Origin of the sequence: Ferrimonas sp. YFM, assembly GCF_030296015.1 — a bacterium.
GTDB lineage: Bacteria > Pseudomonadota > Gammaproteobacteria > Enterobacterales > Shewanellaceae > Ferrimonas.
Genome location: NZ_AP027368.1, coordinates 3,291,282 through 3,304,507, shown reverse-complemented (window position 1 = coordinate 3,304,507; position 13,226 = coordinate 3,291,282). Strand labels below are relative to the sequence as shown.

General features: G+C 57.3%; 7 protein-coding genes and 1 other RNA gene. 5 read left to right on the top strand and 3 right to left on the bottom strand.

Going from position 1 to position 13,226, the window contains the following annotated elements; all coding sequences use genetic code 11:
• Window positions 1-12: 12 nt before the first annotated feature.
• Window positions 13-918, bottom strand: coding sequence for a UTP--glucose-1-phosphate uridylyltransferase GalU (gene galU / locus QUE41_RS15335; protein ID WP_286339876.1), 906 nt, complete (start codon window positions 916-918; stop codon window positions 13-15).
• Window positions 919-1,104: 186 nt separating this feature from the next.
• Entirely contained in the window at window positions 1,105-1,389 is a 285-nt protein-coding gene (locus QUE41_RS15330; RefSeq protein WP_286339875.1) for a ComEA family DNA-binding protein, read from the bottom strand.
• A 497-nt stretch (window positions 1,390-1,886) separates the two neighbouring features.
• Between QUE41_RS15330 and QUE41_RS15325 the strand changes: the two genes are divergently transcribed.
• From QUE41_RS15325 to QUE41_RS15315, 4 genes are all read left to right on the top strand, one after another.
• Window positions 1,887-3,221 (top strand): SLC13 family permease, encoded by a 1,335-nt coding sequence (locus tag QUE41_RS15325; protein WP_286342952.1) that lies wholly within the window; start codon window positions 1,887-1,889, stop codon window positions 3,219-3,221.
• A gap of 133 nt (window positions 3,222-3,354) precedes the next feature.
• An RNA gene (ffs, locus tag QUE41_RS15320) (signal recognition particle sRNA small type) lies at window positions 3,355-3,451 on the top strand.
• 80 nt (window positions 3,452-3,531) lie between these two features.
• On the top strand, window positions 3,532-4,023 hold the full coding sequence (locus tag QUE41_RS21585) for a DUF6538 domain-containing protein (RefSeq protein ID WP_353506853.1): 492 nt from the start codon (window positions 3,532-3,534) through the stop codon (window positions 4,021-4,023).
• A gap of 121 nt (window positions 4,024-4,144) precedes the next feature.
• Window positions 4,145-5,233, top strand: a complete 1,089-nt coding sequence (locus tag QUE41_RS15315) for a type I restriction endonuclease (RefSeq protein ID WP_502876029.1) — start codon at window positions 4,145-4,147, stop codon at window positions 5,231-5,233.
• A 1,116-nt stretch (window positions 5,234-6,349) separates the two neighbouring features.
• On the opposite strand, the gene QUE41_RS15310 is transcribed toward QUE41_RS15315, so the two are convergent.
• A complete protein-coding gene (locus tag QUE41_RS15310) occupies window positions 6,350-6,712 on the bottom strand; it encodes a group I truncated hemoglobin (RefSeq protein ID WP_286339873.1) in 363 nt (120 codons plus the stop codon).
• Between the two features lie 431 nt (window positions 6,713-7,143).
• On the opposite strand from QUE41_RS15310, the gene QUE41_RS15305 reads away from it, so the two are divergent.
• Window positions 7,144-13,188 (top strand): LamG-like jellyroll fold domain-containing protein, encoded by a 6,045-nt coding sequence (locus QUE41_RS15305; protein WP_286339872.1) that lies wholly within the window; start codon window positions 7,144-7,146, stop codon window positions 13,186-13,188.
• Window positions 13,189-13,226 lie beyond the last annotated feature (38 nt).

Below are 13,226 nucleotides of genomic sequence, written 5' to 3'. Positions count from 1 at the left end.
TTTTTCAACTATTCAGAGACTCTTGCCGAGGTGTTTTAGGTAAGCTAGGAACTCCTCTTTAAGCTGCGGATGGCGCATGCCGTATTCGACGTTGGCCTTGAGGTAGCCGAGCTTGCTGCCGCAGTCATGGCTTCTTCCCTTCATGGCATAAGCACAGACAGGCTCCTGGTCCAGCAGCATGTCGATGGCGTCGGTCAGCTGAATTTCATCGCCGGCGCCCGGCGGTGTTTTGCCCAGCAGAGGCCAAATGCTGGCGGACAGGACGTAACGGCCGACGACGGCCAGGTTGGAGGGGGACTCCTCCGGCTCAGGCTTCTCCACCATCTTCTTAATGGGCGCAGTATCGCCGTGCAGCAGCTCGGTGCCCCCAAGATCCACAATGCCGTAGCTGGAGACCTCAGAATCTGGCACCGACTCCACCATGATCTGGCTGGCGTGGGTCTGTTCGAAGTGGCTTACCATCTGCGCCAGGTTATCGCGTTTCGGATCGGCGGCACTGTCGTCGATCAACACGTCGGGCAGGATGACGGCGAAGGGGGTGTCGCCGACCAGGGGGCGGGCACAGAGAATGGCATGACCCAGGCCCTTAGCCTCCCCCTGACGAACGTGCATGATGGTAACCCCTTTGGGGCAGATCGCCTGGACTTCATCCAGCAGTTGGCGTTTCACCCGCTTCTCCAGCGTCGCTTCGAGTTCGAAGCTGGTATCAAAATGATTCTCAATGGAGTTTTTACTGGCATGGGTCACCAGCACGATCTCGGTGATGCCGGCGTCGATCGCTTCGTTGACCACATATTGGATCAGGGGCTTATCCACCACGGGTAACATCTCTTTGGGAATGGCCTTGGTGGCCGGCAACATTCTTGTGCCCAGCCCGGCAACGGGGATGACGGCTTTTTTGACGCTCTGGTTATGCATAAGACTGGCCCCTGTTTTTTCGGTCCTTTGGGCCGCATATTAGGGCAAGTTGCGCGTCAGTGCCCGGTTATATGCCAATAAGGGCTTGAGATGCCCGGGCCTGAATAAACTGGCACCGAGCCCCATTTGAGGGCAGAACTCTGGATGGAGAGGGCTGGCCATGGGATTGGGTCAGCCCTGTCGCACTCAGAGCTGAAGCCGTCCGCTGTTTTGCTCCAGTGTTTTCTTTCCTATTCCCTTCACCTCGGCCAATTGAGCCAGATCCTTAAAGGGGCCGTGTTGTTCGCGGTAGGCGACGATCGCCTTAGCCTTGCTCAGTCCCACTCCCTTCATTTGAGCCGCTATCTGCTCGGCGTTGGCGGTGTTGATGTTGATCTGCATCTGCTCAGCGGCGGCCTGAGGGGCTTCCCCGGCGTGGACGAACAAGGGGGCAGACATCAGTGCTGAGCATAGAATCAGGTGTTTTATCATGGTGTTCTCTCCTTGGTTTCACCAGTTTTGCCCCGGTTGGGGCACACCTATGACGTTAGTTTAGGGTGGTTGGCGTCAATGTGATTTCTTGTGATTGTCGCAGGTCATCTTTTCCATCACAGGCATCAATGGTTGTGATCGTGATCACGAAGCGTCTTTTGCGGTGTGAGGTCGCGGTCACGAATGTTGTTTTTGGGGTAAAAAACAAAAATCGACCATGAGGCTCGGGATGAAACTTTGCTTCATTCGCCTTTGGTCTAAGCCTGCCCGTAGGGGCGGCTGTTTTAGCAAAGAGTTGGACCGCGGGTGAGTTTCAGTTTGGTAGTTTTGGGCGGCATGTTGAGCGGCGTTCGGTATCAAATTACTGAAATTGAGAGCTTGTGCCTTCTCATTTTTCCCCCGTAACCTAAGAAAAAACACACTTGGTTAAAGGGAAATTTATGTCCGAAATCACACAGTCCCAGGGAGCGACTGAGCAGGGGTACCTGAGCTCGCTGATGGACAAGAAGATGATTATCCTGTTGTGCGATGTGGCGCTGTTCGCAGCCCTCATCGCCTGGTTGCCATTTGACCCTGAGATCAACAAAGGATTGGCGATGCTGGTGTGCATTGCGATCCTGTGGCTGACAGAGGCGATTCACATCAGCATTACCGCTTTGCTGGTGCCGGTGCTGGCGGTGGCACTGGGGATATTCACCATGCCTAAGGCGATGGCCAACTTCTCCAACCCGATCATCTTCCTGTTCTTCGGCGGCTTTGTTATGGCCGCTGCCTTGAATGCCCAGGGTATCGATAAACTGATCGCCAGCAAGGTGATCAACATGGCCAAGGGTAAGCTGGCTGTGGCGACCCTGATGCTGTTCTCCGTAACCGCGCTGCTGTCCATGTGGATCAGCAACACGGCCACCGCGGCGATGATGCTGCCTCTGGCCCTGGGGATGCTGTCTCAGTTGGACAGAGAGGAGAACCACAGAACCTATGTGTTTGTGCTGCTGGGTGTGGCCTACAGTGCCAACATCGGTGGCATTGGCACCCTGGTGGGCAGCCCGCCAAACGCCATCGCTGCCGCCGAGGTGGGGCTGAGCTTCTTCGAGTGGCTGGAGTATGGCATTCCTGTGGTTCTGCTGCTGTGGCCCCTGGCCATCGGTGCGCTTTACTTCTTCGTTAAGCCCAACCTCAACCAGAGCTTTAACTTCCGTGCCAGCGAAGGGCGACTGACTGGCCATGCCAAATGCACCCTGGCGGTGTTTGCCCTGACCGTAGCGGCCTGGATCTTCTCTAAGCCCCTGAGTCAGGCGCTGGGAGGCATTGCCAAGTTCGATACCTTTGTGGCACTCAGCGCGGTAGGGGCCCTGGGCATTCTGCGACTGGTGAAATGGAAGCAGATTGAGAATACCACCGACTGGGGTGTGCTGTTGCTGTTTGGTGGCGGCCTGACTCTGAGTGGTGTGCTGAAAACCACGGGAACCAGTGTCTTTATGGCGGAGCAGGTCACCAACCTGTTCGGTTCCTCCCACCTGGCCCTGTTCATTCTGGCGACCACGGTGTTTGTGGTGCTGCTGACCGAGTTTGCCAGTAATACCGCCAGTGCGGCCCTGTTGGTGCCGGTGTTTGCCTCTATCGCCGAGGCACTGGGGATCTCGTCGGTGATGTTGTCGATGGTGATTGCCTTCTCCGCCTCCTGTGCCTTCATGCTGCCGGTGGCAACGCCGCCCAACGCCATTGTGTTTGGAGCCGGTTACATTCGCCAGACCGAGATGATTCGAGCCGGTGTGATGATCAACGTTATCGCCATCGCGGTCATCTACGGCCTGTCACTGATTCTCTGGTAATCCCGCGGGGGGCGGACTGTGCAATGCTTGCGCAAACAGACGCGCGACGGCTCAAGTTCGCCCCTTTCTTCTTGCAACACTCCGGCGCATCAGTAATAATGCGCCTGCCTTTAAGGGCTCATGTCTATGACGCCCCCGGTCCTCTCGCAATGCTAATTCGTTTACCTGGTCAGGCCCGGAAGGGAGCAGCCAAGGCGGGTGACGCATGTGCCGGGATGTGGCTGGGGGCGTCACCATTTCTAAGGCTATCTGCCTGATTTTAAAGAAATCTCTTTGTCGATGACCGTAGTGAGACACTCGGTGAGACACTTTGGGCTTTTCAAACACTTCTAAATCGCACTCAGCACCCTATCTGTTTCAGTCCAGGCATGGCATCTGGTACGCCCGTGTGGTTGTTCCTAAATACCTTCGTTCTCAGGTAGGCCAGAGAGACCTCAAGCAATCCCTTCGTACTCGTTGCAGACGAGAGGCCATCCAACGCTCTTGGCAAGTCCTCGATACCCTCGCAGCTAAGGCCAGAGGTAAGGAGCCAACGGTTGACCAGCAGCTCTTAATAGCGCCACAGAGCAGGGCACAAGCTCCTGTTGCGCCTCCACAGTTTGAACCTATCAAGCAACCTAAAGACGACTCTCCCAAGCTCTCAGAGGTCATCAAGCTATTCACCGCTGAGAAGCTGAAAGTCAATGCTTGGAAGCCTCACGAGGTAGCACACAACGAGTTTGCCTACAGAGAACTTGAGTTATCGATTATGGCCCAGACAATGCTGGGGCTGAGTAAAAATCCAACAAAAGCTTGTCAGTGATCGGTGAGATTGCCATGTTAGATAGGTTGTAATTCTTTGATGGTGGGCAAGTTTTGCTCACTTCTCATGTATTAACGTACACGGAAGTACTGACGAACATCACATGGAGTAAAGCATGGCTATGGATTTCATAGATCGTTTGCAGGCCCTGGCGAAGAAGCTGGAGCAAGTGAAAGAAACGTTGGCAACTGAGGAAGCCACCAAGAACGCCTTGGTGATGCCATTCCTTCACTCGGTGCTTGGGTATGATGTCTTCGACCCCACAGAGGTTATCCCGGAGTTTACTGCGGATACAGGAACGAAGAAGGGGGAGAAGGTTGACTATGCCCTGATGAAGGATGGAGAGGTTCAGATCCTGATCGAATGTAAGAAATATGGTGAACAGCTAACTTCAAAGCATGCGAGTCAGCTATTCAGGTATTTCTCTGTAACGAGGGCACGATTAGCCATTCTGACAAATGGTGCTCAATATGAGTTTTATACTGATCTTGATGCTCCGAACAAAATGGACGAAAAGCCATTCCTGACTCTAGACCTTGAAGACATTGATGAACACGCGGTGCCAGAGGTTAAGAAACTGACAAAGTCCTCCTTTGATGTGGAATCTGTTGTGGGTGCCGCAGGGGAACTGAAGTACCTGAATCAGATCAAAAAGCTGCTGTCCGAGCAATTCAAGGATCCAGAAGAGGATTTCGTTCGCTTCTTTGCAAGCCGTGTTTACTCAGGAGTACTGACAGCCAAGGTAAAGGCGCAGTTTCTTGAGATCACCACTAAGGCTCTGAAGCAGTTTTTAAATGACAGCATTAATGAGCGACTCAAGTCAGCTATGGGCAGTGATGCGCCATCAAAGGTCGCCGAGATGGTCGAGCCAGAGGAGGCTGTTCAGGCCGATAGTGAAGAGCTGGATACCGAAAAGCCCAAGATTGTTACGACTGAGGAAGAGCTAGAGGGCTACAACGTTGTTAAAGCCATTCTCCGCCAGCGGGTTGATGTTGGCCGCATAGCCTATCGCGATACTCAAAGCTATTTTGGTGTCCTCCTGGATGACAACAATCGAAAACCTTTATGTCGCCTCAGGTTCAACGCAAAGCAGAAGTACTTGAGTATCATTAAGGTGGACAAATCTGAGGAGCGTAAGCCCATAAGCTCGGTCGATGACATATTCAGTTTTAGTGAAGACCTGCTGAAGACGGTGGACTTCTACGAATAAGCGCTATGGCTATTGAGTTTTGAGAAGGGCTTTCAGGCCCTTCTTTTGTTTGTCAGTTTCTCCGATTCAGGTGTCACTGTATTTCACGTTTATTTAGCTTCGAGGTAAACAGCTAGGTGTTTGTCTCTAAGTGGTAATGGTTCCCTATACCTCATAGGGTTCCAGCTTTTGACCATCCATAGTGAACCCAGCCTCCTCCTTTAACTTCTCTCTTCGTTTTTTGGGGCAATGCTCGCAGCTATCTCTTAATGCTCTGCTTGAATGGCCAGAATCCAGGTCGGTGCTTGCTGTTTTGGGCGGGTCTCAGTGATGGGCAAGACGAGGGTGAGAACGGCAGTTAGCCACTTTCATTGGAAGACGGCTGGGTTTGGCGTTGTCTGCACTCTGATGAGGCAGAGAGGCCTTTGTGGGCACCTTGGTGAGTAAGGGGCCATGCCCTGATTTATTCCTCCTGCTTGTGGGCATCAGTGCGACTGAATCTGGTCGCCTGAAACAGGGTCAATTTCCTGAGCAAATGCGTCGCCTTGTTCATTATGTAATCCATTGATTATCAAATGAATTGTTTGGTTTTTGACCTGGAACAAAAGCGACGGCTTCTCGTTGAATTTGAGTCGGGGAATTTGCGTATTTTTGTGCTTTTGTGGGCTTGTGGTTTTGGAGGTTTTCTAACTACGAAATGTCGGTGTTTTTTCTCTGGTTTGAGGTCGCTCTGGTCTTTGTGCCCAGTTCTGGTGCGGGGTGTGGGTTGTTGTATGATTACCAAACTAAGCCGAAAGTTGGTGTCGGCATCAGTTCTTTGCGGGCTGTCGCCCTTAAAAATGTTGGTTTATGACCTATTTTGGTGTGCGTTCAGCCTGGGTAAGGCAAATGCAATTATAATGGTATACACCACCATGATTTGATTAAAATTTTTTTTAGTCCATAATGGGTTTAAGTTTAGTGAGCCGAAGAGAGCCCTGACCGGGCGTAAGGAGGAGATGGATGAAATCAGTAATTAAAGAGTTGTCTGTACTTGTAGTGCTGTTTGTTGCCATCGCCTCAGTGGGGATGATCGGCGCTTAAACCTCAGGTCGCCCTGAGGCACAATGGCCCGGCAGGGAGAGCCGGACCATTCAATCAGATACGGATTATCTGACCCTTCAAGCCATAGAGAATGCTCAGCACCTGCTGGCGTGCCTCCGCTCCTATGGCGTTCTTATCCAGTGCGTGCAGTACGTCATCCACGACCGCCATGAACTCCTGTTCGGAGATGTTCATCCCCTGGTGCGCGCTGACCATATCCCGACCCGAGTAGGATTGGGGCCCCCCTGAACCGGCACAGAAAAACTCCACTGACATCTTTTTGGCACGTTCGATATTGGCACCGTGCTGGAAGCGGGACTGAATAACCGGGTTGTTCAAGTGGGCGTTGACCGCATCCTCCACAATCTGGGTGATGCCGGTTTCTCCGCCGAGAAGTTCGTACAGTGTGGAAGACATGAGCCCCTCCATGCGTATAGGGTTCGAATAACTCGGCCTGACAGAGCGGGTCGAGGTAAGGACAACTGCTCAGATTAGAAGTGGCCCTGGGAAACATCAAGTCAGGCTGAAAGTCGTCGTTCGGCCCTCGCATTCGATCTCCATAAGCCGGTTCTTGGGGCGTTTTCTGCTTAGGCCCGGGCCGTTGTTTTTCGTGTGAGATTTTTTCCTGGCCCCGTCAACAATGGGTTGTCCACACTTGTCCCAATTCTTCAAACAGTTATCCAGAATTCACCATTTGGCTTTGTTGGAACCCCCTCAAAGCCATGACACTTTTTCAGCTATTGCCCGGTTGGCCTCGACTACACTCAGTTCAATTCAGTTCGATAAGACCATAAATTCCTTGTGGATAAGCCGGGGTTTTGACCCCGGGATGACAACGGGTGAAGGCTATGCGCAACTGGTTAGTGTCTGTTCTGTTGCTTCTGATGGTTGTGGGCTGGCCAGTGACGGTCTGGCCGGCGCTGTTGGACGATCAAGATTTCACCGAAGAGACACTCTCCAGGCCGGATGGCCAGGGGTGGTCAGGGGTAGTGGGGCTGACTTTTTCGGAAGCCGGCGATCGCATCTACGCCTGGGAGCGTGATGGAAGGGTGTGGATCATCGATGAATCCAACCCGGTCTCCAGCCCGTTTCTGGACATCGCCGATGAGGTGCTGGCCTGGCGGGACCATGGCCTGCTGGGGTTTGCACTGGATCCTCAGTATGAAGAAAACGGTTACGTCTACATCGGCTACATTGTCGACAGACACCACCTGTTGCATTGTGTTGAGCCCGCCTCCGGGGTTGGGGAGCCCATCTGTGATTCCGATTATGACCCCAACCTGACCATCCAGGTCACCCAGGCCACCATAGGTCGGGTGGTGCGCTATACCGCCATCAAACCTCAGGGCGCCAGCGATTTTTCCGGTGCCATCAGTGTGGATTACGCCAGCCGCAAGGTGCTGATTGGTGAGTCTCCCACCACGGGGATGCCGATGACCCACCAGACCCATGGCATCGGCCAACTGGTGTTTGGCACCGACGGTACCCTGCTGGTGGCCTTCGGAGATGGGGCCAGCTTCTCCTCTACCGACGTCGGCAGCGCCGAAGAGAGTGCCTATCTGGACGCTCTGGCCGAAGGGATATTGCGGCCTGACGAGAACGTCGGGGCCTACCGGGCCCAGATGGTGAACTCCCACAACGGTAAGATCTTGCGCATCGATCCCGCCAGCGGTGACGGGGTGGCCAGCAATCCCTACTACGATGGTGCGGCGCCTCGCTCTCCCGCCTCCAGAATGTGGGCCCTGGGGCTGCGCAACCCCTACCGCATGTCATTGAAGCCCGGAACCGGCAGTCACAACCCAGACGATGGTAATCCGGGAGTGCTCTATGTGGGCGATGTGGGATTGAGCCGCTGGGAGGAGTTTCTGGTGGTGGAGGGGCCCAACATCAACTTCGGCTGGCCCGCCTACGAAGGGATGACCATCCAGAGCGGCTACTACTTTGCCTCCCCCAACAGCGCCCAGGCCTCTGAGGCCCTGGGGTGCGATGTAAAATTCACCGATCTGATTGTTCAGGAGACCCTGAGCACACCCAGTTTCCCCAACCCGTGTGGTAGCGGGCAGATCACCTCGGTGCCGGTGTTCGAGCATCGACGCCCCAGTCTGGACTGGTTCCATGACGAACCCCAGACCCGTTACCCCGCGTTTGACGGCAGCGGCGCACCGGTGGCCGTCGGTGTCGGTGAACCTGTGCCCGGAACCACGGAGGTACTGACCCAGGGGACGCCTTTTGCCGGCAACGCCTCCACCGGAGGGGCGTGGTATCTCAGTGGTGAGTTCCCTGAGACCTACCACAACACCTATTTTCACGGAGACTTCGGTGGCCAGTGGGTGCGTAACTTCGTGATGGACGACAACAACCGGGTCACCCAGGTGCGCCCCTTTGCCTCGGACGCCGGTGGCGTGGTGTTTATCGCCACTCACCCCGACGATGGTCGGCTCTATTACATCAGCTGGGCCACCTTCATCTACCGGGTCAGCTATGCCCCTGGAGGCAACCGGGTGCCCACTGCGGTAGCCTCAGCCACCCCAAATTATGGTCCCAGTCCTCTAACGGTGCAGTTCTCATCCGCAGGCTCCTCTGATCCTGATAACGACAACCTGAGCTTTGCCTGGCAGTTTGGCGATGGGGACAACGGCAGCGGCGCTTCTCCCAGCCACCAGTACAGCGCCCCAAATGACAACCCCATCAGTTTCATTGCCACCCTGACGGCCACGGATGATGGCTCACCGGCTCAGAGCGATTCCGATACCGTGCTGGTCAGCCTGAACAACACACCGCCTCAGGTGAGCATCACCTCTCCCGTCGATGGCACCTTGTATCCCCTGGGCAGTGACACCCTCTATGACCTCACTGCCCAGATCAGTGACAACGAACATGGCAGCGGTGAGCTGAGCTGCGCCTGGCAGACGGTGCTGCATCACAACAACCACACCCATGAAGACCCGGTGGACAACAACTGTGCCAGTCAGGTGCAGATCGCCCCGGCGGGGTGTGACGGCGAGACCTATTTCTACCGCATCAGCCTGACGGTTACCGACGCTCACGGCCTGTCGACTACGGCGGTATCCACCCTCTATCCGGATTGCGACAGCGCATCGCCACCCGATGCCAATGATGACAGCGCCACGGTGGCGGTGGGGGGCACCGTAGAGATAGACCTTCTGGCCAATGACACCGATGACACCGGCATCAATGTGAACTCTCTGACCCTGATCAGTCAGCCGGCCACTGGCTTGGTGACCCTGCTGCCGGGCACCGGACGGGTGCAGTACCAGCCGTCGATTACCACCTCGGGCAGCGTCAGCTTCCAGTACCGGGTGGCCGATGTTGACGGCTTCGTGTCCGACCCCGCCACCGTGGCGATCACCATTACCCTGGCGGGGGGCACCCCGGTTGTGGCGACGCCGGTGATCTCGCCCTCAGGGGGGGACTATACCGCGCCACTGGCGGTGACCCTCAGCTCCTCGACCTCCGGAGTCAGCTTCTATTACACCTTAGACGGCAGTGACCCGGATCTGAGTTCACCGACCAGTGGTGGCAACCTGACCCTGGAGGAGAGTGCCACCCTCAAGGTGTGGGGCTACCGGGATGGTTATGTGCCATCACAGGTGGCGTCGGAAACCTATCAGTTGACGCCGCCCGATAATGGTTTCCCCATCAATGGCCTGGTGGGGTATTGGCCGCTGAACGAGGCGGGGGGCACCTTCATCGGAGACGCCTCTGGCAACGGTCATGATGGTCAGCTCAGCGGGGCCTCCTGGGTCTCTGGCTGGGACGGCGGTGGCCTGCGCTTCGATGGTGTGGATGACCGCGTCGTGGTTCCCCACAGCAGCCAGCTGGCGTTCACCCTGTTCCAGAGTTTCTCTCTGACGGCCTGGGTCCAGCCCGATGGCGGCCAGGGAGGCTGGGCGGGTCTGGTCACCAAGTCCAGAGAGAGTGCCCCCTGGTATGGCTTGTGGATCACCTCCTGGGATGCCTGGGCCGCCGGCGGTCCCAACGCCATCTTCGATGGCCCCATCAGCGGCGGCTGGCATCATCTGGCCCTGGTGCAGGATGCCCTGGTCGACAGCCGCTGGCTCTATGTGGACGGCGTACTGGCCGGCACTCTGGATGCCCAGTTTGGGGAGGGCAGCGGTGAACTCTGGTTTGGCGGTGCTGCCGGCGTGACCGAGTTCTTCGATGGGGTGCTGGATGAGATTCGCATCTATGATCGGGCGCTCACCCTTCAGGAGGTTGAGGCACTGGCGACCACCGCGCCGCCAGCAGCCGGACCCGTTACCTCGCCAGACTGGGTGCAGATCTCCAGCGGCGCCAGCGTGGAGATCGATGTTCTGGCCAACGATTCGGCCATCGCCGGGCTGGATCCCTCCACGGTCGAGGTGCTGACCTCTCCGGATCAGGGCAACATTACCGCCATCAACAGCAGCACCGGGGTGATCAGTTACAGCCACAACGGCGGCTCCCTGGATGACGGCTTCAGTTATCGGGTGCAGGACACCACCGGCGCCTGGTCGGCGGCCACGGCGGTGTCCATCGCCGTCGAGGCCTATCTGCCGCCGACGGTAACCATCACCTCGCCCCAGGATGGTGCCCAGGTGAGCGGCAATCTGCTGGTGCAGTGGCAGCTGACCGGGGACGACACCCTCTACGACCATATCCATGTGCGTCTGGACGACAATCCCCATGTCACCCTGCACGACACCGGCCTCACCAGCTACGACTTTGGCCAGGTCGGCCCGGGCGAGCACAGCATCGATGTCTGGCTGGTGACCCCGGATCATCAGCCTCTGGCTAATCCCGAGGCCAGCGATTCGGTAACGGTGACCGTGGTGGATAACAGTGGTGGCGATCCGACCCTGGTGGGCTACTGGGCCATGGACTCGGGCTCGGCCCAGACTGCCATCGACAGCTCCGGCAACCAGAACAACGGGGTGATCCTGGGCGCCCAGGTGGTTACTGGCCGCTTTGGCCAGGGACTGAGTTTCGATGGTGTGGATGACCTGGTTCAGGTGCCTCACAGCAGCGCCTTTGCCTTCAGCAGTGGCGATGATTTTACTCTGGCGTTTTGGGCCCAGGGCATTGGCAGCCAGTCCGGCTGGTCCGGGGTGGTGACCAAGTCCAGAGATCAGGAGCCTTGGTACGGCATCTGGGTGGCGAGCAACCGCCGCTGGACCTCAGGTGGGCCACAGAACATCAGTGGCAGCAAGATCAGTGCTGGCTGGCACCATCTGGTGCTGGTTCAGAGCGGCGGTAGTCGTTACCTCTATCTGGATGGGGCGCTCAATGCCGAGGGCAGTGCCCAGCAGGCCGATGGCGGCGGCGATCTTATCTTTGGCGGCACCCTGGGGGTCAGTGAACACTTCAGTGGTGTCCTGGATGAGGTTCGCCTCTACAGTCGCGCCCTGGATCTGGGGGAGGTGACCAGCCTGTATAACCTGGTGCCGGGCGCGGCCAGTGTGGTGGCATTGGATGACACAGCCTCCCTGGGACAGGGCGAGGGCACCAGTATCGATCTGCTGGCCAACGACAGCGCCACACTGGGGCTGGATGCCGGTTCCGTGGAGCTGATGAGCGCGCCCGCCTATGGCGAACTGCAGATTGATGGGGTTACCGGCGTGGCCAGCTATCAGCATGATGGCAGTGCCACCACCTCCGACAGCTTCAGTTACCGGGTGGCGGATCTTCAGGGTAATCTGAGTAACACCGCCCAGGTGCAGCTGACCATAGTGCCCTACGTGCCGCCGACGGTGACCATCACTTCACCGCAAGAGGGGGCTCAGCTGACCGGAAACCTGGTGGTGCAGTGGCAGACCTCCGGCGATCAGAGCGGTTTCGACCACATCCATGTGCAGCTGGATGACAACCCCTATGTGCCTCTGCACGACACCGGGGTGACCAGTTACGACTTCGGCCCGGGCACGGCAGGCAGTCATGTGATGCGGGTGTGGTTGGTGGATGCCAATCATCAGGCGCTCACCAACCCGGAAGCCTCGGACGAGGTCAACGTGACCTGGAGCGAACCTTCGGTGGTGACCCCGCCGGTGATCGACCCCAATGGCGGCGACTTCACCTCGGAGGTGACCGTGACCCTGAGTGCGGACTCCGGTGCGGCTATCCATTACACCCTGGATGGGTCGACCCCGGATGCTGGCTCCGATCTCTATCAGGTGCCGATTCTGGTGGGTCAGAGCCTGACTCTTCAGGCGGTGGCCATAGTGAACGGGGAAAGCAGCAGCGTCAGCTCGGCCCAGTTCAACCTGGACCTGCCGGGAGACGGCCTGCCCAGTGCCGGATTGGTGGGGTACTGGCCCATGGATGAGACCAGCGGCAGCCAGCTGCTGGATGCGTCGGGCTCAGGACGGGTCGGTGACATCAGCGGCACCACCCGGGTGCCCGGCTGGGCCGGCAACGGCCTCTACTTCGATGGGGTGGATGACCTGGTGAGGGTGGCCCATGACTCTCAACTGGCCTTTGGTGCCGCCGCCAGTTTCTCCCTGTCTGTCTGGGTGAACCTGGATGGGGATCAGGGCGGCTGGGCCGGTATGGTGACCAAGTCCAGGGATGATTCACCCTGGTATGGTCTGTGGGTGGCCTCCTATGACCGCTGGATCTTCGGCGGCCCCGCCAACATCAAAGGGCCGGTGGCTCAAACGGGTTGGCAGCAGCTGACCCTGATCCAGGATGGTGCCGCCGGCAGTCGCAGCTTCTACCTCAATGGCACCCTGGTGGGCACCGGCGCCGCGCAGTCCGCCGATGGAACCGGAGATCTGCTGTTTGGTGGAGCGGGTGGCGTTGCTGAGTTTATGAGGGGCACCCTGGATGAGGTGCGCCTGTATAACCGGGCCCTGAGCGCCGATGAGATTCAGGCGTTGGCCACTCTGGCGCCTTGACGCCCTGGTATCGCCCCGCGGTAATGCGGGGCGATGCA